At 68.6% G+C, this 23,175-nt stretch carries 19 protein-coding genes and 1 pseudogene; 14 read left to right on the top strand and 6 right to left on the bottom strand.

Translation table 11 applies throughout. The annotated features are described in order from the left end of the window. From ACYQ77_RS44430 to ACYQ77_RS44395, 8 genes and pseudogenes are all read left to right on the top strand, one after another. Positions 1-211, top strand: a pseudogene (locus tag ACYQ77_RS44430) (hypothetical protein); the annotation flags it as partial. Between the two features lie 49 nt (positions 212-260). After that, positions 261-3,884, top strand: a complete 3,624-nt coding sequence (locus tag ACYQ77_RS44425) for a nitrate reductase subunit alpha (protein ID WP_459723544.1) — start codon at positions 261-263, stop codon at positions 3,882-3,884. Next, complete coding sequence (gene narH / locus ACYQ77_RS44420; RefSeq protein WP_459723543.1) at positions 3,884-5,605, top strand: nitrate reductase subunit beta; 1,722 nt, start codon at positions 3,884-3,886, stop codon at positions 5,603-5,605. Before ACYQ77_RS44425 ends, narH begins: the two co-directional genes overlap by 1 nt. Then, a complete protein-coding gene (narJ, locus tag ACYQ77_RS44415; RefSeq protein WP_459723541.1) occupies positions 5,602-6,237 on the top strand; it encodes a nitrate reductase molybdenum cofactor assembly chaperone in 636 nt (211 codons plus the stop codon). Before narH ends, narJ begins: the two co-directional genes overlap by 4 nt. Before the next feature lie 23 nt (positions 6,238-6,260). After that, a complete protein-coding gene (gene narI / locus ACYQ77_RS44410) occupies positions 6,261-6,971 on the top strand; it encodes a respiratory nitrate reductase subunit gamma (protein ID WP_459723540.1) in 711 nt (236 codons plus the stop codon). Positions 6,972-7,663: 692 nt separating this feature from the next. Continuing rightward, the gene (locus ACYQ77_RS44405) at positions 7,664-8,032 is read left to right on the top strand and encodes an STAS domain-containing protein (protein ID WP_459723539.1); all 369 of its coding nucleotides are present in this window, start codon (positions 7,664-7,666) and stop codon (positions 8,030-8,032) included. 175 nt (positions 8,033-8,207) lie between these two features. Next, entirely contained in the window at positions 8,208-8,642 is a 435-nt protein-coding gene (locus ACYQ77_RS44400) for a hypothetical protein (protein WP_459723537.1), read from the top strand. Positions 8,643-9,694: 1,052 nt separating this feature from the next. Next, positions 9,695-10,075, top strand: a complete 381-nt coding sequence (locus ACYQ77_RS44395) for a hypothetical protein (RefSeq protein ID WP_459723536.1) — start codon at positions 9,695-9,697, stop codon at positions 10,073-10,075. 382 nt (positions 10,076-10,457) lie between these two features. On the opposite strand, the gene ACYQ77_RS44390 is transcribed toward ACYQ77_RS44395, so the two are convergent. Continuing rightward, positions 10,458-10,955 carry a hypothetical protein gene (locus ACYQ77_RS44390; RefSeq protein ID WP_459723535.1) on the bottom strand — a complete coding sequence of 166 codons (498 nt, stop codon included), beginning with the start codon at positions 10,953-10,955 and terminating at the stop codon, positions 10,458-10,460. Between the two features lie 360 nt (positions 10,956-11,315). Between ACYQ77_RS44390 and ACYQ77_RS44385 the strand changes: the two genes are divergently transcribed. From ACYQ77_RS44385 to ACYQ77_RS44375, 3 genes are all read left to right on the top strand, one after another. Beyond that, positions 11,316-12,845: a helix-turn-helix domain-containing protein gene (locus ACYQ77_RS44385; RefSeq protein WP_459723533.1), complete on the top strand. Its 1,530-nt coding sequence runs from the start codon at positions 11,316-11,318 to the stop codon at positions 12,843-12,845. After that, positions 12,842-13,006: a hypothetical protein gene (locus ACYQ77_RS44380; protein ID WP_459723532.1), complete on the top strand. Its 165-nt coding sequence runs from the start codon at positions 12,842-12,844 to the stop codon at positions 13,004-13,006. Before ACYQ77_RS44385 ends, ACYQ77_RS44380 begins: the two co-directional genes overlap by 4 nt. 842 nt (positions 13,007-13,848) lie before the next feature. Then, on the top strand, positions 13,849-14,106 hold the full coding sequence (locus ACYQ77_RS44375) for a hypothetical protein (protein ID WP_459723546.1): 258 nt from the start codon (positions 13,849-13,851) through the stop codon (positions 14,104-14,106). A gap of 177 nt (positions 14,107-14,283) precedes the next feature. Here ACYQ77_RS44375 and ACYQ77_RS44370 read toward each other — a convergent pair whose 3' ends face one another. From ACYQ77_RS44370 to ACYQ77_RS44360, 3 genes are read right to left on the bottom strand one after another with little or no spacing between them, the layout of a single operon-like run. Next, positions 14,284-16,875 (bottom strand): multicopper oxidase domain-containing protein, encoded by a 2,592-nt coding sequence (locus ACYQ77_RS44370; protein ID WP_459723531.1) that lies wholly within the window; start codon positions 16,873-16,875, stop codon positions 14,284-14,286. Beyond that, positions 16,872-18,002: a hypothetical protein gene (locus tag ACYQ77_RS44365; protein ID WP_459723529.1), complete on the bottom strand. Its 1,131-nt coding sequence runs from the start codon at positions 18,000-18,002 to the stop codon at positions 16,872-16,874. The genes ACYQ77_RS44370 and ACYQ77_RS44365 overlap by 4 nt, the downstream gene beginning before the upstream one ends. Next, on the bottom strand, positions 17,999-18,649 hold the full coding sequence (locus tag ACYQ77_RS44360) for a helix-turn-helix transcriptional regulator (RefSeq protein ID WP_459723528.1): 651 nt from the start codon (positions 18,647-18,649) through the stop codon (positions 17,999-18,001). The genes ACYQ77_RS44365 and ACYQ77_RS44360 overlap by 4 nt, the downstream gene beginning before the upstream one ends. Positions 18,650-18,733: 84 nt before the next feature. Here ACYQ77_RS44360 and ACYQ77_RS44355 point away from each other — a divergent pair, with 84 nt between their 5' ends. Continuing rightward, the gene (locus ACYQ77_RS44355; RefSeq protein WP_459723527.1) at positions 18,734-19,516 is read left to right on the top strand and encodes a DUF2249 domain-containing protein; all 783 of its coding nucleotides are present in this window, start codon (positions 18,734-18,736) and stop codon (positions 19,514-19,516) included. 190 nt (positions 19,517-19,706) lie between these two features. Next, entirely contained in the window at positions 19,707-20,177 is a 471-nt protein-coding gene (locus ACYQ77_RS44350) for a hemerythrin domain-containing protein (RefSeq protein WP_459723525.1), read from the top strand. Positions 20,178-20,242: 65 nt separating this feature from the next. Here the strand turns inward: ACYQ77_RS44350 and ACYQ77_RS44345 are convergent, their stop codons facing one another. Continuing rightward, positions 20,243-21,022: a S1 family peptidase gene (locus ACYQ77_RS44345; RefSeq protein WP_459723524.1), complete on the bottom strand. Its 780-nt coding sequence runs from the start codon at positions 21,020-21,022 to the stop codon at positions 20,243-20,245. 181 nt (positions 21,023-21,203) lie between these two features. Further along, complete coding sequence (locus ACYQ77_RS44340) at positions 21,204-21,806, bottom strand: hypothetical protein (RefSeq protein ID WP_459723523.1); 603 nt, start codon at positions 21,804-21,806, stop codon at positions 21,204-21,206. 402 nt (positions 21,807-22,208) lie between these two features. Here ACYQ77_RS44340 and ACYQ77_RS44335 point away from each other — a divergent pair, with 402 nt between their 5' ends. Continuing rightward, positions 22,209-23,162, top strand: a complete 954-nt coding sequence (locus ACYQ77_RS44335) for an SHOCT domain-containing protein (protein WP_459723521.1) — start codon at positions 22,209-22,211, stop codon at positions 23,160-23,162. Positions 23,163-23,175: the final 13 nt, after the last annotated feature.

Raw genomic sequence — 23,175 nt, 5'->3', positions numbered from 1 at the left:
CAACAAGGTCGGCTCGGTCACCGGGATCGTCGGCGCCGCGGGCGGCCTCGGCGGATTCGTGCCACCGCTGGTGATGGGCGCCCTCTACGGCATGCTCGGATCCTACGCACTGGGCTTGGCCGCGCTGGCGCTGGTCGCCGCCCTGACGCTGGTGTTCACCGTGACCGTGGTCCGCCGCGCGGCAGCCGGCCGGGAGGTGGCACACGTGTGAGTCGCCGGCAGGTAGACCAGTCGTCCCGCGATGCCAGGAGGGCCCCGACATGAGCACCGACAGCGATCCCCAATCGGCCCGTGGCCGTACTGGCCTGGACACCGAACTCACCGAGGCGCTGATCCGCACCCGGCGGTTCTTCACGCGCGCCGAGGTCTCCCCCGACCTGCGCACGCTGCACAAGATCGGCGGCAGACAGGCGGACGAGTTCTACCGGGACCGCTGGAGCCACGACAAGGTCGTCCGCTCCACCCACGGCGTGAACTGCACGGGGTCGTGCTCGTGGAAGGTCTACGTCAAGGACGGGATCATCACCTGGGAGGCCCAGCAGACCGACTACCCGTCGGTGGGACCGGACCGGCCGGAGTACGAGCCGCGCGGCTGCCCTCGTGGCGCCGCGTTCTCCTGGTACACCTACTCGCCGACACGGATCCGCTACCCGTACGTGCGCGGGGTGCTACTGGAGCTGTACCGCGAGGCCAAGACGCAGCTCGGGGACCCGGTGCTGGCCTGGGAGTCGATCGTCGAGGACCCGGAGACGGCCCGGCGGTACAAGTCGGCGCGGGGCAAGGGCGGGCTGGTCCGGGCGGCGTGGGACGAGGCGGCGGAGCTGGTCGCGGCCGCGCACGTGCACACCATCAAGCGCTACGGGCCGGACCGGGTCGCGGGCTTCTCCCCCATCCCCGCGATGTCGATGGTCTCCCACGCGTCCGGCGCGCGGTTCGTGTCGCTGCTCGGCGGCACCATGCTGTCGTTCTACGACTGGTACGCCGACCTGCCGGTGGCGTCGCCGCAGGTGTTCGGCGACCAGACCGACGTGCCGGAGTCCGGTGACTGGTGGGACGCCGGCTACCTGATCATGTGGGGCTCGAATCTGCCGGTGACCCGCACCCCGGACGCGCATTGGATGGCGGAGGCCCGGTACCGGGGCCAGAAGGTCGTGGCGGTCGCGCCGGACTACGCCGACAACGTCAAGTTCGCCGACGAGTGGCTACCCGCGCGGCCCGGCACCGACGGCGCGCTCGCGATGGCCATGGGCCACGTGGTCCTCAAGGAGTTCTTCGTCGACAGGCAGGTGCCGTACTTCCTCGACTACGTGCAGCGCTACACCGACCTGCCGTTCCTGGTCCGGCTGGACCAGAAGGGCGACGGGTACACGCCCGGCAAGTTCCTGACCGCCGCCGACCTGGGCGAAGGCGGCGAGCACGCGGCGTTCAAGACCGTGCTGCTGGACGCCGACGGAGCGCCGGTCGTGCCGAACGGCTCGCTCGGGTTCCGCTACGGCGACGAAGGCGCGGGCCGGTGGAACCTGGACCTCGGCGACGTGGACCCGGCGCTGACCCTGTACGGCGGCGAGGCCGTCGAGGTCGCAGTGGTCGAGCTGCCGCGGTTCGACGGCGAGGCGGTGCTGCGCCGGGGCGTGCCGGTGCGGCGGGTCGGTGGGCACCTCGTGACCACGGTGTTCGACCTGCTGCTGGCCCAGTACGGCGTGCACCGGGACGGGCTGCCGGGTACCTGGCCGAGCGGTTACGACGACGCGAGCGAGCCCTGCACCCCGGCCTGGCAGGAACCCATCACCGGCGTCCCCGCGGCCGCGGCGGCCCGCATCGGCCGGGAGTTCGCGGCCAACGCCGAGGAGTCCCGCGGCCGGTCGATGATCATCATGGGTGCCGGCACCAACCACTGGTACCACTCCGACACCATCTACCGGGCGTTCCTCGCGCTGACCACGCTCACCGGCTGCCAGGGCGTCAACGGCGGCGGCTGGGCACACTACGTTGGCCAGGAGAAGTGCCGCCCCGTCACCGGCTGGTCGCAGCTCGCGTTCGGTCTGGACTGGTCGCGCCCGCCGCGGCAGATGATCCAGACCGCGTTCTGGTATCTGCACACCGACCAGCACCGCTACGACCGGTTCACCGGTCTGGGCGGGAAGACCACGGCCGAGCTGATCGCCCAGTCCGCGCGGCTGGGCTGGATGCCCTCGTACCCGACGTTCGACCGCAACCCGCTCGACCTGGCCGACGACGCGGAACGCGCGGGCATGCCCGCGCCGGACTACGTGGTCCAGGAGCTGAAGGCGGACCGGCTGCGGTTCGCGTGCGAGGCCCCGGACGAGCCGGAGAACTTCCCGCGCGTGCTGTCGGTGTGGCGGGCGAACCTGCTCGGGTCGTCGGCGAAGGGCAACGAGTACTTCCTCAAGCACCTGCTGGGCACCGACTCGTCGCTGCGGGAACAGGACGTGGGTGCGCCGACCGGCAAGCTGGACCTGTTGCTGTCGCTGGACTTCCGGATGACAAGCACCACACTGTTCTCCGACGTGGTGCTGCCCGCAGCGACCTGGTACGAGAAGCACGACCTGAACACCACCGACATGCACCCGTTCGTGCACTCGTTCAACCCGGCGATCGCCCCGCCCTGGCAGACCCGCACGGACTGGGTGGCGTTCCAGGCGATCGCGGAGGCATTCAGCGGGCTCGCGGAGGCCCACCTGGGCGTGCGCAAGGACGTGGTCGCGACGCCGTTGTTGCACGACACCCCGGACGAGCTGGCGACCCCGCACGGCGTGGTCCGCGACTGGCGGACTGGCGAGTGCGAGCCGGTGCCGGGTGTGACGATGCCGCGGATCACCGTGGTGGAACGGGACTACGGGGCGATCGCGGCGAAGATGGGTGCGCTCGGTCCACTCGTCGACAAGCTGGGCGCGACCACGAAGGGCGTCACGTTCCAGGTGGAACGCGAGGTCGAGTACCTCAAGCACAAGAACGGCACGATCCGCGGCGGCCCGGCGGACGGCCGCCCGTCGCTGCGGCGGGACGTGCATGCGTGCGAGGCGATACTGGCGTTGTCCGGCACCACCAACGGACACCTCGCCACCCAGGGCTTCCGCACCCTCGAACAACGCACCGGCACCCCGTTGGCGGACCTGGCCGCCGAACACGAGGGCAAGCAGATCACGTTCGCGGACACCCAGTCCGCGCCCGTGCCGGTGATCACCTCACCGGAGTGGTCCGGCAGTGAGACCGGGGGGAGGCGGTACTCGCCGTTCACCATCAACGTCGAGCGCCTCAAGCCCTGGCACACGCTCACCGGCCGCCAGCACTTCTACCTGGACCACGACTGGATGGCAGAGCTCGGCGAGAACCTGCCGGTCTTCCGGCCGCCGTTGGACATGACCGCGCTGTTCGACGAACCCCGCGTTGGCGAGCAGGGCGCGTCGGGCATCGCCGTGCGCTACCTCACCCCGCACTCGAAATGGTCGATCCACTCCGAGTACCAGGACAACCTGTTCATGCTCAGCCTCTCTCGCGGCGGCCAGACAATTTGGATGTCCACCCAGGACGCGAAGAAGATCGGCGTCGCGGACAACGACTGGATCGAGGCGGTCAACCGCAACGGCGTCGTCGTCGCCCGCGCGATCGTCTCGCATCGGATGCCCGAGGGCACCGTCTACATGCACCACGCCCAGGACCGGCTGATCGACGTGCCTCGCTCCGAGACGTCCGGCAAGCGCGGCGGGATCCACAACTCGCTGACCCGCCTGCTCATCAAGCCGTCGCACCTGATCGGCGGCTACGCACAGCTGTCGTTCGCGTTCAACTACCTGGGGCCCACCGGCAACCAGCGCGACGAGATCACGGTCATCCGCCGCCGCGGCCAGGAGGTGACGTACTGATGAAGGTCATGGCGCAGATGGCGATGGTCATGAACCTCGACAAGTGCATCGGCTGCCACACGTGCTCGGTGACCTGCAAACAGGCGTGGACCAACCGCTCGGGTGTCGAGTACGTGTGGTTCAACAACGTCGAGACGCGCCCCGGACAGGGCTACCCGCGCACCTACGAGGACCAGGAGCGCTGGCGCGGCGGGTGGACCCTCACCAGGCGTGGACGCCTGAAGCTCAAGGGCGGTGGCCGCCTGCGCAAGCTGCTCACCATCTTCTCCAACCCGAAACTCCCCAGCATCAACGACTACTACGAACCCTGGACCTACGACTACGACACCCTCACCACCGCGCCACAGCAGGAACACACACCCGTCGCCCGGCCCCGATCACTGATCAGCGGCGAACCCACCAAGATCACCTGGTCGGCGAACTGGGACGACAACCTCGGCGGCGCACCCGACATCGCGCACGCCGACCCGATGCTGAAAGGCATCGAGGACAAGGTCCGCTTCGAGTTCGAGCAGACCTTCATGTTCTACCTGCCACGGATCTGCGAGCACTGCCTCAACCCCTCCTGCGCCGCCTCGTGCCCGTCCGGCGCGATCTACAAACGCAGTGAGGACGGCATCGTGCTGGTCGACCAGGACCGGTGCCGCGGCTGGCGGATGTGCGTCTCCGGCTGCCCCTACAAGAAGGTCTACTTCAACCACCGCACCGGCAAGGCCGAGAAGTGCACCTTCTGCTTCCCGCGCATCGAGGTCGGCATCCCCACCGTCTGCGCGGAAACCTGCGTCGGCCGCCTGCGCTACATCGGCCTTGTCCTCTACGACGCCGACCGCGTCCTCGACGCCGCGTCCACACCGGACGACACCGACCTCTACGACGCACAACGCCGGGTGTTCCTCGACGCGCACGACCCGGCCGTGATCGCCGAAGCCGAACGCGCGGGCATCCCCCGTGACTGGATCGAGGCGGCTCAGCGGTCCCCGATCCACGCGTTGATCAACACCTACCGGGTGGCGCTGCCGCTGCACCCGGAGTACCGCACCATGCCCATGGTCTGGTACATCCCGCCCCTGTCCCCGGTCGTCGACGTGGTCCGGGACACCGGGCACGACGCCGAGGACCACGGCAACCTGTTCGCCGCCATCGACGCGCTGCGCATCCCCGTCGAGTACCTCGCCAACCTGTTCACGGCAGGCGACCCGGCGCCGGTCGACGGGGTGCTGCGCAGGCTCGCCGCGATGCGCTCGTACATGCGCGACATCAACCTCGGTCGCGAACCCCAGGAGGCGATCGCCGAACGCGTCGGGATGACCGGCGAACAGATCTACGACATGTACCGGCTGCTCGCGCTGGCCAAGTACGACGAGCGGTACGTCATCCCGCCCGCGCACGCCGAACAGGCCCACGGCCTCGAGGAGCTGGCAACCGAGTGCAGCCTCGACTACGAAGGCGGGCCCGGCATGGGCGGTTCCGGGCCGTTCGGCGAGAACTCCGGCGGGGCGTCGCCGATCGCGGTGGAGAACTTCCGCATGCTCCGCGACCGTCAGACCACCGACACCATGGCCGCCCCGGTCGACAAGGGCAACCGGGTCAACCTGCTCAACTGGGACGGCAAAGGCCGCCCCGAAGGCCTGTTCCCACCCTCGCCGACTCGCGACGACGGCAGCCCAGGGCCCACGGACCCAGGGGGCGACCCGGCCGGCGAGGTGGCGCCGAAGCCATGACCGTCACAGACCGGCAGCGCGCCACCGCCTGGCAGATCCAGTCCCTGCTGATCAGCTACCCGGACGAGGAGCTGATCGGTCGCGTCCCCCTGCTGCGGGCCGCGACCGCGACACTGCCCGCCCCGCTGGGCGCACCACTGCGGACGGTCCTCGACCACATCGACGCCACCCCGCTCGTCGAGCTGGCCGCCGACTACGTCGCGACGTTCGACCACCGCAAGCGGTTCAGTCCCTTCCTCACCTACTTCGCCTACGGCGACACCCGCAAACGCGGCATGGCGCTGCTGCGGTTCAAGCACGCCTACCGCGCCGCCGGCCTGGTGCTCGACGACGGTGAGATGCCGGACCACCTCGCGGTCGTGCTCGAGTTCGCCGCCACCGCGGACCCGGTCGTCGGGCAGCGGCTGCTCATCGAGCACCGCGCAGGCCTGGAAGTGCTGCGCCTGGGCCTGCACGAGATCGGGTCGCCATGGGCGGGCACGCTCGACTCGGTGTCGGCCACCTTGCCCGCGCTGAACGGGCGGGACGACGACGCCATCGCCCGCCTGATCGCCCAGGGCCCACCAGAGGAAGAGGTCGGGCTGGCCCCGTTCGCCCCACCCGAGTACATGCCCGCCGGAGGTCCGCGGTGAACCCTTCGAACACACTCGACGTCATGCTGTGGGTGGTCGTGCCCTACGTGGCGATCGCGATCTTCATCGTCGGGCACGCCTGGCGCTACCGCTACGACAAGTTCGGCTGGACCACGCGCTCCTCCCAGCTCTACGAGAACCGCCTCCTGCGGCTGGGCAGCCCGCTGTTCCACTTCGGCATCCTGCTCGTCGCCCTCGGCCACGTCGGCGGCCTGCTCATCCCCGAGTCCTGGACCGAGGCGGCCGGCATCGGCGAGACCGCCTACCACGCCGTGGCCGTCGCACTCGGTGTGCTCGCCGGCGTGTGCACGCTGGCAGGCGCGGCGATCCTGATCTACCGCCGACGCACCGTCGGCCCGGTCTTCTCCGCCACCACCCGCAACGACAAGATCATGTACGTGCTGCTGGTCGGCACCATCGTGCTCGGCCTGGGCACCACCGTGCTCGGTAACCTCACCAGTGAACCCCACAACTACCGGGAAACGGTGTCCCCGTGGTTCCGGTCCATCTTCTACTTCCAACCCCAGCCGGAACTGATGGCCGGCGCACCACTCGGCTTCCAGCTGCACGCACTGTCCGCGTGGGTGCTGTTCGCGTTCTGGCCGTTCAGCAGGCTCGTGCACGTGTTCTCCATGCCGCTCGGCTATCTCACCCGGCCCTACATCGTCTACCGGAGCCGGGACACCCAGCTGGGCAGCCGGACACCTCGACGAGGCTGGGAACGCATCCGCTGACACCTGCCACAGCGATACCTCCCGGCTCCGCAACAAGTCCTTCGTCGCATCGAGGTACCGCTCAGCGATCGTGCGGGCCACGAGAGTGGGCAGGGCGGCCCGGCGCAACCACGTCGCGATCGGACAGGCCGCCCGAGCACGACGAAAGCTTCCCCCGCACGCCGGTACGTGAGCAAACCCGTCCGAAACCGGCCGCCCGGTAATTGCGTGGCGGATGCAACCTTGTCCACGGCACACTCCCACAGGTCCACAGCGTAAATAGAACTGGTTTCAGTATATCCACTGATCACTTTCGCCGCCTTTTTCGATAGGCGTGTTCACTCGGTTACACAAAGACATCAGCGGACACCGCTGCGCCATTGGTCCAAGCGGGTGGATATTCCGCCCGTCCGACTGCGGTTCAGGCCGCGTTGTGTTTTACTCACACCGCTCGTCGTGCGGCCTTGGCCAATTCGGTGGCGTTGAGATGGGGCAACGTCGCCGCACGGTGAGCGTATGGTCAGTTCGGTGCACGAGAGGATTGCAGGCGCGGGGAGCAACGGGAGCGACGCGCCGAAATCTATTCCCGAGTCGATCACCAGATCTGGCCATGACCGGAGGCGGGCGAGACCTCGCAGAAACCGGGCTGCCGCCTCCCCGTCTCCGGTCTCCCCGGTGGTACTCGCCGAATTCGTGGAGGGTGCCAGATTCCCATGTACCTGAGCGTTCACATCGAACGCATCGGCGATCACCTGCTGGTGCGCGTTGCCGGGGACGTCGACCTGGAGACCGCCGGGATGCTCGCGGACGCGCTGGTCGAGGCCACCTCAGCAGCGGACATCACTGGGGTGATCATCGATGTCGCCGCTACCACGTTCTTCGGAGCGTCCGGACTGACCGCGCTGGTCAGCGTCGCCGGCCACGGGCAGCGCACGGGATTTTCGCTCGTGGTGGTGGCCCAACGGCACAGCATGGTCCGCCGAGTGATCACGCTGGCCTCCCTCACGGACGTCCTCCCCGTCGCCGGCACCGTCCGCGAGGCCCAGCACCTCCTGCGCGTCCATCTTTCCGCAGGAGGATGAGAACTCCATCGCAAGTGCCGACATTGTCGTTCGGCCGAACGCGCGTACTGTTCCCTTATCGCCGTAATCGGTCTTGGCGGATTCGGCTCAGCCACCGAACATGTCGAAAAAAACGCTCCACACCCGTCATGATCGCGATCCGTGTGCGTCATGAGGAACCGGAGAGGTGAGAACCATGCAATCCATCGTGGCGCGGTACACACGCGATGACAAAGAGTATTCAGTCGTCGTCTCCGGACGCGACAAGGAACTGAACGGCACCGCCCCAGACATCGTGGCGGCACGAAAACTCGCCGACAAGCTCGTCAAGAAGGTCGCGGGCGAGCCATCCAACGAGCCCGTCGTCGTGCACCTGCTCGACGACAGTGCCATCGAATTCACCCGCGCTTACCTCAACGCGACACTGTTCGGCCCCCGGGCCGGCAGCGAAACGGCTGCGCCACAATCACGGAAGCGGTCAGAGCGACGTCGCCACCGAGCACCGGCGCAAGAGACCGGAACCACGGACCGTGCGCGGAGGACGTCCACGGGCGTCGAGGCCGCCGAGGAGAAGTCGGCGGACAACACCGACAACGACACCGCGAACGACACAGGCTCATCGTCATCGTGACGGCTCCCGGTCAGGCAACCTCCACCGATAACGGCAAGCCCTCTGCCGCGGGTGACCCCGGCAGGCGCGGGTCAGGGTGGGAGACGCCCGCACCCACCGAGGTGCGCAAGACAGAACATCGTCCTACCCTCCATGACCTGCCGGATCTGTCGCATCAGCACGAAGGCGGCGCCGAAGTGCCCGGGCAGCACCGTCAGACGCCTCCCGACGACTGACGAGCGTCTATCGGAGCAGCAGTCACCTCCGGTCGAGTCGAGTCCGTACACGACGTCGAACTGCGTCTGGTTGCCTCTGCACTGTTTGGCGTTCACGGCCGGTCCCACGTCACAGCGCCCGGAAACTCTTCGGTGCTTCGCGTCACCGGCGCTCGACAGCTCGCGGCCGCGATCCGCAGACGGCCACAGACGGCGGTACGGGCGGCACCCCTCCGCGGTGCCACTGCGCCGACCCGGCTCAGGGCACAACATCCATGATACCGGCCACCCTTCCCGGCCCAGCAGTCATCGAAAGGCATGTGGGCCAGTCGCAAGGCCTGCGCTGGGCGAGCCATGGTTCGTGCACCCGGGACCCGTTTGGCGGAATCCCGGAAGCAGGACGCAACTGAATCCCCCGTTAGGGGAGCCATCCGCTCACCAATGGAGCATCTGATCCTCCAACGCAAAGCCTCTTGTTCTCTATTATCAGAGAATGACGAACGTCATTGACCGACCTCCGGAACGGTCGACCGGATCGAGGATCGCTTACTCCAGGCGGACGATGCCGAGGTCGTAGAAGTGGGGCAATTGTGAGCGTGCACAGGCATCTTCGCGTGCACCGGGTCACCGATGTCCAATAAATGTCCTTTACTTTCCGTGCCGCGCTTTCCTCCATTGGCGCACAAGACGCGCCGGGCGTGGATCGAGTGGAATCTTCCTGGCATACTTCGTTCTCGGCGAAGTATCACCGGCAACTGCCAGGGCCCAGCAGATGCTGAATTCGTCGAATCCCCGACAAACACTCATGAGGAGTTTTCTGCGAGAAAGGCACTCGGTTCGTTCGCTGCCGTTTTCGCGATGCTGGTCGCCCTGATCGCCGGAAGTGCTTCCGGCGCTCAGGCCACGGTCCCGCCGTCGCACTGCTACAACGGCACCTACCTCGGGATCGCGGCCGTCATCTGCGAGATCGACATCAACGACGACGGCGTGCTGAACAACAACGACGTCAAGGTGATCATCCCGGGCAAGATCCTGAGCAGCAACGAACTGAACATCCTGACCGCCGCGCTGGACGACGTCGTGGTGAACGTGCCGATCACGGTCGGCGACATCACCATCCTGAAGGACGTCACGGTCGACGTCCTCGAGGACTTCGACATCGTCATCCTCCCCGACGTGGTGGTCGTGCTCCCGTGCGGGTCCCGCACCAGTGACCGGGATGTTGTGATATCCCGCTGAATCAGCGGAACAGATTACCCACTGATTCGGCCTCGTCAGCTCGTTCCGAGCTGACGAGGCCGAACTATCGCTCGTCGTGCACATTTCTGTTCGGCCTCATTTATGACCGGATGCCGAACCACCTGCGGGAACACTGCCGGGAAGCCCGCGCATCACTCAGCATCCGCATAACGCGCAGCCTATGCTTTTCAAGCCCATCAGGTAGCTCATCCACCCTGGTGGCCGAGGCCATCTCAGGTCAGGTGTCCGGCCGACGGGCACCAGCTCGCTGCCCCAGCCGCCTCCACGCGTTGATCACCGTCGGCTACCCATCGTGACACAGAAGAGTCAGCCCTCGATGACCGGCAGGCCAAGGACTGGCTTCCTGTCGCCTCCCCCGCAGTCAGAGGTACTTGATCAGGCACGTGGGGAATCCGAATCCGGGGTCGGTGTAGCAGTAGGCCGATTCCCAGCTTCGAATTCTCGTCCACACACCCTCGGTCTGCCACGACAGTTTCCCGTGAAAGTCGATCAGATACTCCCGATCGGCATATGTGAAGGCGTCAACGTCAACGTAGTTGCCGCCCCTGCTCGACCCCGGGGCGAGTTCCACCTGGTAACAGCCCACCTTTCGGGTAGCCGGCGATGAGTTGCCCTCGCCATTCCACAGTTCGCACTCGTGCGGCGGGTCGTCCTTCCCGCCATCGCGAGCCTCATCCTCGTCGGCGTCGGGGAAGTCCAGCACCGTCGTGGTGTAGAGGGGCTTCGTGGATTGGTTGTACACACGGCCGCACAGCATGACCGTCGGCGATACCGAATTGATCACCTTGCAGCCGTCGGCGCTGGCCGTGGACGTCGGAACGATCAGCGCAGCAATCGTCAGCAGCGCGGCCGTTCCCAACCGGGCAAGGAATCGTCCTGGTTTTGTCCTTGACACTGCCTCCTCCTTCTGATTCGTCTGCGTCGGTGATATCAATGTCGCGACTACGGGATATTGGGGTCAAGCGAACCAGGCGTGGCGGGGACGCTGGGACAGCAACAACCTCCTAACCTGCGGTGACGCAGAGAATCCGGGACGTCGGGGACGGCTGCCGCGGTCCGCTGCCGGTCGGCGTCGTAACGAAATGCTCTCGGGAGTCGGATCACGTGAACTACGGTTGGTCGCTGTACGTGGTTGAGTTGACACAAATCAGTGTGGAGCGGCGATGCACGAGGTGCGGGGACCTGCGTCGCGACCGCTGTGAGCGAGGGATCGGACATCATGGTTGACGGTGGCACCGAGCTGGGGGACCTGCTGCAACAGCTGAAGACCAGGAGTGGCCGGAGCTACGCCTCCATCGGCCGGCACGTGCACCAGAGCAAGTCCGCCGTGCACCGGTACTGCACGGGCGCGATCGTCGCACGCGAGTTCGGGATCCTCGAACGCATCGCGATCACGTGTGGGGCGACTCGCGAGGAAATGGCCCTCCTGCACCGGTTGTGGTTGCGTACCACCGAACTCGCCGACACGGCCGACGTCGCCGAGTTCGATTCCCCTGGGGCGGACGCGGATTGGGGAGCGTCCCGCCACGTGCCAGGTGCCGCCGCACATGGGTCGCTGGTGCAGGCCACCGCGCCCGTCGCGCCGGTTCCGTTCTGGCGTCGTCGCGCGACGGCGTTGGTCGGCGTGCTGATGGTTCTGGTTTTAGTGGCAATGAGCACGAGCGACGGACCGCGGCACACGTCATCGGGCGATCCGCTGCGAGCGGTCGCCGGACCGGCCTGGACTCTGCCGCCCACCACCGTGCCCCGCACGTTGTTCGGGGTAACGATCAACAGCGGGACCGGGGCGATGCCCTCATTCCGGGTCGGCGCGGTCAGATTCTGGGATGGCGGCACGCGGTGGTCGGAGATCCAGCGCGAGCGGGGTGAGTTCGACTGGTCGGCGGCGGATCGACTTACCGATGGTGCGGAGACTGCCGGACTGCCGGTGCTGTTCGTGTTCGGCAACACGCCAAGGTGGGCCAGTCCGAACGGCCCCGCCGGACCGTACCCCGAGGGAACCCCCGCACCGCCGGTCGATCTCGCCGACTGGGACACCTACGTCCGAGCGGTGGTGGAGCGCTACCGAGGCCGAATCGAGGCGTACGAGTTGTGGGGGTTGGCCAATGACCGCCGGTTCTACGCGGGCGGCGTGGAGACACTGGTCGAGATGACCGAACGCGCCAGTGCCATCATTCGCTCGGTCGACGCCGCCGCGACGATCGTGTGCCCTGGCATGGGTCGGCTGTGGAAGCCCGATGGTGTCAAATTCCTGCAGCGTTTCGCTGAGCTCGGGGGGTACGACCACTGCGATGTGGCAGGCGTCAAGCTGTTTCAGCGGGACGCGTCGGATCCGCCGGAAACCATGTTGGAACTCACCAACACGATCGATCGGATCATGCACGAAGCGGGTGTTCACCCGAGGTTGTGGAACACGGGAACCACCTACTCCATCACGCTCCAGCGGCCCCTCGAGGAGCGAGAGGCCCGCAACCACGCGGTCCGCTTCTACCTTGTGGGTATCTACGCCCGCAAGATGAACCTCGAACGGATGTACTTCTACAACTGGGGCGGTACGAAGATCCCCATCGTGTTGCAACCGGTCGGCGGCGTGCCGACCACCGCCGCACTCGCCGTCGAGCAGCTGCAGCGGTGGCTCCAGCACGCCAGGAGCGAGTCGTGTGGCCACGGCATGCAGGTGAACCTCCGAACAACGTGTGGCAATGCCAGTTCACACTTACGGAATCCGAACACACCTTTGACGCGGTGATCCGCTGGACCGATGACGGCACCGCCGCGACTCCCGCTGGAGTCTCTGCTCGCGAGGTGCGCTACCTCGACAGGAGTGTCCGCAGGATCGAACCGGGTGACGACGTCGAGATCACCGAGGAACCCGTGATGATCGTCTCGGGTGGTCCGGTGGGCCGCTGAGGGGCGGCTGCCGTCCCAGGCCGTCGCAAACCTCCAGGTCAGGCCGTCTTTTCCGTCCCGCCGTCCCCGGGGACAGCCGCGGTGTTGACGGGAATGTCGACGTTGTCTGACGCTGGGTGCGGCCGCCTCCCCGAGCACAGCGGAGAGCCGAGGACACAAGTCCACGAGGCCACGGAATTCCGGCCGACACGTCGAAATGAGGGCGCGATGCGCTTTCACGAGGGCCCGCGTCGCTGCCACCGCGGGAACTATCTTCCTGACGTTGGTCGCGACGGTCGTGGCAACGCCGACCGCCGAGGCCGGCAACTGCACCGGATCGCTGTGCGGCGGTGCCCTGAACAGATCGGGACGGATCATGGGCATCGCCCGGTTGGGCGAGGGGAAGGAAAGTTGCCCGGTGTGGAACCGGCATGACGTGCCCGTCGAGTCGGTCACGACCTTCACCTGCAAACAGGAGCCGTTGCCCGCGGGGTACCGCAAAGGCGGGAACGGGACCGGCGACGACGTGGACGCGTTCAGCTTCAACTTCGAGGACTACTGGGTCCGCTTCACCACGGTTGGTGGGTGGATCGAACGGAAGAAGGGGATCTGGACGAAGATCGTGGACGGCTTGGCTGCCGTCTGCGGGCGTGGTGCACAGGGCCGGATCGAGTGCACGGTGCGCCCGTTCCACTCGCAGGACATGTCCTTCCCGTTGTCGCCCCCACCGTCCCTGGTGACACCGGGCGCGCCCACGTCATCCGGTCGGCTCGAACCAGCACCGTCCAGTCGGCTCGAACCAGCACCGTCGAGTCGGCTCGCACCGGCGCCGTCCGAACGACTCGAACCGGCACCGCCCGACCCTGTTTCAGGCGTCGTCCGTCTCCGCCCCGGTACTGGGGACATCCGGAGTGCAGAACTGGTTGCTGGGGAACATCCTCCCGCTGTCCCTGCTGGCGATCGCACTGCTGTTGCTGTGGATGGGCGGTGGCAGAGGCGACAACGCGGGTGTCATGCGGCGTGTTGGTGGTGTGGTCGTCGCGCTGGCCATCATCGGCCTGGCGGTGAGTGACGCCGGCGCGAACATCGGCGCGTGGTTGGCCGACCTGCTCGCCGAGTAGCCGTGCCGGTGAAGGTCACAACAGGCAAGTGTTGTTCCGGTCGGGAGTTCTGGACATGAGAGATGCCCAAGCGCCGAGTTGGCCGACCGCTTGTTCGCCAGGGAGGAGCGATGGTGCTGGGAGTACACGCCACCGAGGTCATGGGCCCGGAGTCCGGAGGCTTCCTCAACCCGGCGATCAGCGGGTGACGTTGACGATTCCATGGGCGCCGCGTTCCGCGTCGGTCATGACGTGGTTGACGAAGGGGTAGTGGCCGGGTTCCGGCAGGGTGAGTTCCACGAAGCCGCCCTGGGCGGGCAGCAGCGGCAGGACCTGTGCGCCGGTGTCGGTCGCGGGAGCGGCGGCGGAGCCGAGGAGCCACCGGCCTTCGGACCAGACGCGGTCGAACTGACCGCCGACGACGTGGAAGGACAGAGGCCGGACGGGGCCCGCGTCGAGCACCCACAGTCGGAGGCGTTCGCCGGCCCGGGCGGTCAGTGGCCGGTGGTCGTACTGGTCGGGATAGCCGTTGAAGACCACCGCGTCCGGTTGACCTGTCCGGAGGGCCGCGGTGTCGGGGGTGCCGCCCTGCGGACCCAGGTAGAGCTCGGACTGGATGAGGACGTAGGTCCGGTCCGCGGGCGGCAGGTCCGGTGGGTCGATGACGACGGCGCCGAACAGACCCGCCGCGATGTGGGCGGACATGGGCATGGAGGAGCAGTGGTACATCCAGATGCCCGCCCGGGTCGCGGTGAACCGGTAGACCAGGGACGCACCCGGGCTGATCGTGCGCATCGGCTGGTCGGGAGCGAGGGTGCCCGCGTGGAAGTCGATCGAGTGCCCGACCGTCCCGTCGTTGACGAGGGTGATCTCGAAGCGGTCGCCCACCCGCCCGTGGAGGACCGGGCCGGGTGTGGCGCCGTTGTAGGTCCATACGGTCTGACGTACCCCGGGGGCGACCTCCTGCTCGGTCTCGGTGACCACCAGCCGTACCCGGTGCACCCGCTCGGGAGGCGGTGCGGGGAGGCGGGCGTCACGGGCGGAGAAGTCCTCCCTCGGCACCGCGCCCGGTGTGTAGGTGGCGCGGGGCGCGACAGGTCCGGTGGTGGCCCGGTGGGTGGCGTGGTCGGCGGCGTCGCGCACGCGCACGGTCAGCACCATGCCCATCTGGCGGTGCCCCACCACCGAGCACCACCCGTCGAGGTCGCGGCCGACCACGCCGACGTCCACGGTGCCGGTGTCCCCGGGAGCGAGGCGGCCGGAGTCGGCCCCCGTGTCCAGGACGAGGTCGTGCACGTCACCATCGGATTCGTTGTGGACGGTGATGACCAGCCGGTCGCCGGCCGGGACCTCGATCGTGCCCGGGGTGAAGCGCATCCCGGACGCCGTGACCTCGGCCCTGGTCGTGTGCCCCGTCGGCGGGACACCACCGGCGGCGGACGCGGCGGGACCCCCCAGCGCCGCCGGGTCGAGTGCCACTCCCGTCGCCGCGGCGACCAGCACCGCGGCGAGCCCGGCGACCGCGAACCCGCTGCGCTGCCCGGCCCGCCGGGGGCGCTCCGTCGGCCGGGTGCCGGAACCCACTTCGTTCCGCGTGGCCGCCTTGGCGCGCCGTGCGGCATGCATGGCGGCGAACAGGATCGGCACGAAACTCGCCAAGGCAGCGAGCACGAGCGTGGAGACGGCGACCCGAACGAGGCTCGGTACCGGGAGCGCGCACACGAGCAGGCCGGCGTTGGTGACGACGAGGCGCAACGGCCCGCCCGCGTCGAACGTGCGGTTGGCGGCGCGGACAGGGCTCGGGCCACCGCCCAGCACGACCGGGATCAGGTAGGACGACGCCCCGACCAGCACCTGGGCGACGAACCCGGCCGCGAGGAGCGGGGTGACCTCGCTCAGCCCACGGTCCAGGTGTGTCCAGTCCCGGCTGGTGAGAGCGAGGGCCGTCAACAACAGCAGGCTGCCCGCCAACCAGACGACACCCGCCAGGATGGACCACGCCGCGAAGGATCCCGGCGGTTTCGCCCTGGCAGCCCGCAGCGCGGGCTTCGCCAGCAACGCGATCCCGGCCAGATAGCCCAGCAGTCCCACGACGATCCCCGGTCGCAGCCCGGCCAGCGCGCTGCCCGCGATCAGGCCGACGGCGGACACCAGCAGCGGCAGGGCGCGGCGGGCGGCTCGTTCCGCACCGTCGGCGATCCGGGTGCGGAGCACGGTCGGCCACAGGGTCACCAGGGTGCCGAGGACGGTGAGCCCGAGGAACCCGAGGACGTTGACGGCGATGTGGGCGAGCCGCGCACGATCGTGGAATACGCCGGCCTGGTCGTAGGCCATCCAGGTGCCGAGAGCGGCGCCGACCGGGAGGAACGCGCCTGCCACGACGTAGAAGCGGATGGTCGGGGTGAACCGGCTACCGAGAGCCCGGCGGACCTGGCGCGCCAGTACGCCCGCGTGCCAGACGACCGCCGTCGTGACGAGGACGGCGCCCGCCGTCGTGGCTGGCCACACGTCGCCGAGGATGCCGGCGACCACGACGGCCACCCCGGCGTTGAACAGGGCGAGCCGGAGGGTCTGCTCGCGGCGCGGGGTGGGTGGGCAGCGCAACAGCGTGTCGGCGAAGTAGCGGCTCCACACGAGGATCGCGTGTCCTGCGGCGCCCAGCACCAGCAGGTGGATCATCAGCCAGCGCGGTTCGGGGACGAACGAGTGGACGAGACTGGCCGCGCCCGCCGCGACGAGCCAGCCCACGGTGGGCAGGTCGCGCATGGGCCAGAACCCGCGGGTGCTCACGCGACACCTCCCGGCTCGGGCCGCCGGCGGATGAGCGACCACCCGACGACGACGAGGAAGCCGAGCAGCGCCAGCACGGTGAGCACACCACCGGTCTGCCAGGCGGCCCGGACACCCAGCGCGTCACCCAGCCAGAGCCGGACCACGAGACCGAGGTGCAGGAGCAGCAGCGGCACGTACGTGGCGCGGTGGAAGGACAGGGGCATCCCCGAAACGGCGGGCAGGATGACCGGAGCGTGCGCCATCACCATCGACATGGTGAAGCCGAGGAAGACGGCGTGCACGGACGCGTCGTAGGCAGGAGACGACCCGCCGGCGGTGTCGGCGACGAGCCAGACCGCGGCGGCCACTCCCAGCCAGGCCTGTGCGGCCAGCATGGACAGGGCCATGAAGCGTGCCGGGTCCTCAGCGCGCACCGTGTGGCGGGCGATGTCGTACCGGAAGAGCCACGACGTCACGCCACCGAGGGCGATGCCGAAGCCGACGGTGAACGACGGCCACAGCAGTGCGGTCAGGGCCGAGCACGCCACGGACGCGGCGAGCAGCAGCAAAGTCCGCTCGGCCATGGCCGGCATCCGCAGCCGCGCGAGTTCCAGCCTCTCCCCCGCGATGGTGAGCACCAGGAAACCCGCCAGCCACGGCACCAGCGACGCGAGCGGCACACCGCCGAGGGAACAGACGGTCGCGCCGAGGGCGAGCACCGCGCCGAGTCCCTGGACGAGCACGGCCGCGTCGTACCGGCGTCGCCAGAGCTGGACGTAGACGGCGACCAGCACCGCCGACCCGGCGACGAACAGCGCCGCGCCCGCTGTCCGCAGGTGCGGCGCGAGGAGCAGCAGCGCACCGGCCGCCAGACACGCGGGAGCGAGGTAGCCCGCACGCCTGCGCAGCGCCACGGCTCGTTCGAGCGCGACGAACGCGCCGACGAAGCCCAGTGTCATGAGGGTCCCGTGCACATCGGCCGTTCGCGTACCCGGTCCCGGCGACCACACTCCGAGCAGGGAGAGCGCTCCGTCGAGCCCGGCCAGCAGCGCCGCCGCCGCGGGGAGGGCGAGCAGTGCGCGCCGGGCCGGAACGCGCCGCGGTGTGCGGGTGGTCCGGGGCGGGTTCGCGACCTCGGCGGTCACGCCGGGTCCCCGACGCGCAGGAGGCAGGCGCCGACCTCGGCGAACGGCTCCAGTTCCACACCCGTCTCCGCGCCCGTGCGGTGCAGCAGCCCTTCGACCAGTCCGCGGTGGACACCGCACACCACGTCCGGCGCTGTGCGAGCGGCCGCCAGCAGTGGGCAGCGGGTCAACCGGAACACGGACACGTCAGCGGGGTCGGGTTGGGGGCTGAAGCCCATCCGCTCGAGCACGTCTCGCACGGCGGATCGCCTGCCGGGTTCCTCGGCCAGGCGCCTGCCCCACCCGCGTCCGGCTCGGCGAGCGTCCTCGGCCGGGCTCGGGCTCGCGTGCGTGACCGCCTCGGCCAACGCGATGGCCAGCCCGGTGACCTCGACGGCCGGACCAGGACGTGCTCCGGAGGTCGCGTAGCGGTGCGGGGGCCGGCCCCGCCCGCTGACCGGTTCCCGGGCGCGGATCACGGCGCCGCTCTCGACGAGCGGGTCCAAGTGGGACCGCAACGTGTTCGGGTGCAGCCCGCTGGCGTCGGCCAGCTCGGCGAGGGTGACCGGAGCGGGCAGGGAGTCCAGCACCGCGAGCAGCTTCGCCTGCCCGGCAGGCAGGGGGTGCTCGGCGGTCGTGCGGGGGCCGAGCGGGCCGATATTTTTCACGAGAAAATTGTAGTAAATTGTTGGGCGCAGGTCCAGGACCGCGATGGGCGGTGCCTGCGTGACCGAGAGATGAGGAGAGCGACGATGAGCGACGTCGTCATCGCCAGCGACCGGGAGGACGCCGAGGCGGCCGAACGGGTCGTACTGCACCACGCCGAACTGGCCGGCCGGCTGGCCACGCTGGTGCGGACCACGACCCGGGCCACGGACGCGGCGGAGGTCCTCGGTGGACGCGACCGGTTGGTGGACTGGGCACGCTCCGAGCTGCTGCCCCATGCGGAAGCCGAGGAGCGGTCCCTCTACCCGGCGGCCGCTCAGCGGCGTGAACTGGCGGTGCTGGTCCAGGAAATGGTGGCCGAGCACCACGCCATCCGTCGCCTCGTCGAGATGCTCGAGGGCGCGACCTCGACCGGCGACATCGTCGCCACGGCCGGCGGCCTGCAGGCTGTCCTGGACGTGCACCTCCACAAGGAGAACGAGGCCGTGCTGCCCGCTTTGGTCGCCTCCGCCGACCATTCCGTCGCCGGACTGCTCGACGGGATGCACGCCATCCTCGGTGAGACCCCGGCCACCGAAGCACCCACCGGACACGCGTGCACCTGCTCCGAGGACGAGGACGTCACACCCGAACTGGACGCGCGCTCGATCCCGCACGCGGTCAGGCACGCCACGGTCTTCGGCGCGCTCGGCACGGTCGCACCCGGGTCCGGCCTTGTCCTGCTGGCACCGCACGATCCCCTGCCGCTGCTGAACCAGCTGGCACAGCGCGAACCGGACGCGTTCGACGTCGACTACCTGGAGCGGGGCCCGGAGACCTGGCGACTGCGTTTCCGGCGCCGCTCGCCCGCCGAACCCTCCGCGGGCTGAGCAGGGGGCACCGGCCGTTGTGCGCGTCAAGCGGGCAGCACCCGTCCGTGTGCGAGGGATCGCCACACGTCCGGGAGCGTCCGGGGTGACGGCGACCGTGACACGTCCTGGGCGCGGCGTACCCCGTGGTCACCGCCGCTCTTCACCGTGACCGCGGTACAACCCGCGGCCGCTGATCGGGAGGTCGTACATGTGTGAGTACTGCGGATGCCAGGCGCTCGACGCGATCGCGGAACTGACCCGCGAGCACGATGAAGTGGTCGCGCTGATCAGCCATGTCCGGGACGCGCACACCCGCGGTGACGTGGCCGGGATGGCCGAACTCGCCGGTCGGATCGCCGGGGTGCTCGGCCCGCACACCGCGGTCGAGGAACAAGGGCTGTTCCCGGCTCTGGCCGCTGACTTCCCCGACCACGTCGCCGGCCTGACCGACGAACACCGACGCATCGAAGCCGTTCTCGTTGAAGCCGCAAGTGCCGTGCCCGCCGATCCGGCCTGGCCCAGCCGGTTCATCGACGCCCTCCATCTGCTGCGCGAGCACATCCTCGCCGAGCAGGACGGCGTTTTTCCCGCCGCACTGGCCACCCTCACCACCGCGGACTGGAAGACCGTCGACGACGTGCGGGAGCGCGTGCACGGCACAGCACCGCACGTCCGATGACTCGACGCACCGGCGGTCCTGCCGGACTGCGGCAGGCACCATCGCCTTGTGTGCAGCCGGTTACCTCACCCCGTGACGAGCGTCAGCCCGTACACGGCCAGCGGTTCGGCGACCGGCTGGACGTAGGTCGTGCCTCCCGAGGTGCAGTTGCCGGAGCCGCCGCTGACCAGGCCCACCGCCTGCGCCCTCGTACCCGCGCCGGGGTTGGTGACGACGGGGGCGCCGGAGCCGCCCGGTTCCGCGCACAAGGTGGTGCGGATCAACTGGTAGACGCACCCCTGCGCGTAGCACACCGTCGCGTTGATGGCCGTGACGCTGCCGCAACGCCACCCCGACACCGGGCTGGAGGAACACACGGACGCGCCAACGCCCGGGGTGGCGACGCCGGAGATGGTGACGTCACCGCTCGCGCGGTCGACCAGCGGGGTGGACACCGCGGCGACCGAGGTCACCTGGATGGCCCCGTAATCGTTGGTGGGGAAGGACGACCCCGCGCCCGGACCGATGTATCCCCCGACCCCGTACCACCCGGCGCCGCCACCACCCAGGCAGTGACCGGCGGCCAGGACATAGCGCGCGGTCGCCGAACGGGCGTTGAACCCGAGGGTGCACTGGACGCCGGTGTCGCTGCGGATCGGCTGCCCACCGACGAGGTCCCACAGTGGCCGCGGCAACTCCGCGACGTGCTCCACAGTGACCGCGCTCACCCCGTGGCCCCTCGCCCACTCGATGACACCATCGGCGGCGCCGTGCACCGACACCACCACCGACCGGGACGCAGTGTCGACGTACCAGCCGGTGACCGTGCCAGGCCGGGTGTCTGCCGCTTGGTCGAGAATCGTCACCGCGGCGGACAGGCTGACGGTGTCCCCTGCTCGGGCCGCGACGCCACTCGCCGGCGTGGCGACGGGAAGCGCGAGGCCTATCGTCAGCAATGCGGCTCCAACCTGGCGCCATGCGAATGCGCGTCTCATCGGTCCTCCTGTTCCCGGTGCGCCCCGCGTCGTATCCCGGCTTGGGTTGACGCTATGCGGGCTCGATGACCTGGCTCGGGCTGATGACGTAGGAACCGGACAGGAGCCTGGTGCGCTGGCCCGGGCTGATCAGCCCGAGGCAGCTGGCCTCGGTCACCGTGGCGGCCTCATGGAGCACCGTGAGGACGCTGGTGGCGTTGTCGAAGGACGCGCTGGCCTGTCCGTCCACCTTGTAGCGGCAGCCAGGACCGGTGACGGTCGCGGCCATGTCGGTCAGGTTGATGGTCGTCACGCCATTCGAGTACGCGGTGGCCGACATCGTCCACGGGACGTCGACGGAAACCGTGACCGCGAAAAAGCCCGAGCAGTTCTGGTAGGTGATGCCGTCGATGATTCCGAGTGGGGGGCCGGTCGAGGTGAACCGGCCGGTGACGCGACTGCTCCCGCAGTTGACCGGTGGCGCGTACACCGAACCACCCGTCCCCGTGAACAGCCCGCCCGGGGAGACCCGCAATTCCCCGGTAGCCGTGGCAGCGGGCACCGCCCCCACGCCGAGCACGAGCACGGTCAGTGCAGCGAGCAGGATTGGCAGTAGTCGTCCGCGCATGGTTGTCTCCCCGGTCGAAAACTCAACAGACACCAGGAAACCAGCCACAACGAGAACCCGCCAGAGCCGCGGAGAAATCTGCGCGCGAGGTACAGCGACAGGCTTTCAAGAGCCTCGTATTGCTCACGGCGGGAACAACTTCTCACCACCACCGTCATCGCGTGACCCGCACCGTCGCTGTGCTCACGTGTCCAGACTGGGCTCGTCCTCAAGCGGCTGACAAACTCGGCCGCACACATCCGGGACCACTATCCATCAGCGGACAGAAAAAGGCTTCATCGTATATGGCGTGCAACGCATCACGAGTGTCACATCCCTGTGCCAACCTCATCGTTTCGGGGCCGACCGTCGCGGACTGATGACGACCTCGGAAACAGCGCGGATCACCTCCGACAAAGGACACACGCGAGTACACTCTGGGTTCCGGACTGCCAGTTGGGGGCGTTGTTGGTGAGGTACGAGGGAATCGGTGGATCGATCACCGTCGAGGGGACGACGCTGACCGTCCTCCGGATGGACGGGAGGGGGATCGGCCCCAGAGTCCTTCCTTTCCAGGCACTGAGCGGTGTGGTCTTCAAGGACGCGACGAGGCTCCGCCGAGGACACATCCACTTGAGCTTCGGCGCCGGCGTTCAGCTGCCCGACGGGCCGGACGACGACCCGAACCTGATCAAGTTCGGTTACCAGGATCGCGAGCGGTTCCGGGAACTCCACGAGTATCTGCGGGGCGTTGTGCGGACGAACGAGTCCACCGGCACCGACACGGCGGCGGCGTACGAAGCCGCGAACGACCCGCTCAAGCGATGGCTCGCTGCCCAGGCGCAGCGACGACACGACGAGCACCGGCAGCAGATCGAGAAGCTGGCACGCGCCATCGGACCGGAGGCCGCGGCACGGCCGGACATCATGACCGCGGCGACCGCTTCGGCCTCGGGTGAGCGGTGCTGGCTCGTCCTCAAACGGCTTCCTGGTCTTCTGCTCGGCGGGGAGACGGTGTTCGTCGTCGCTGAGTGCCTTCTCGGCACCGAACTGGGCACGGTGGTGTTGACGAACCAGCGCGTCATGTTCGTCAGCACCAAGTTCACCCGAGACCAGGTGCATGTGCTGTCACTGACCGAGATCATCGCGGTGGCGGCATCACCGAAATTCCTCAAGGGCACACTTCAGGTGCAGACATCGACAGGTGTCGTGGCGTTCGACGGCCTCAGGATCGACGACCTGCAGCGACTCGACGAATCACTCCGCCTCGTCGTGGGAAACGCGGGAATGGCCGACCAGGTGGCGCCAGCCGGCGACCGGACCGTCCTGGGCCAGATCGCCCAGCTCGCCGAGCTGCACCGGAACGGCGTGCTGACCGACGCGGAGTTCGAGACGAAGAAACAGCAGTTGCTCGACAGGTTGTGATAACGCTGCCAGA

Source organism: Actinophytocola sp. KF-1 (genome assembly GCF_054661535.1).
This window is presented reverse-complemented; position numbering and strand designations above follow the sequence as displayed.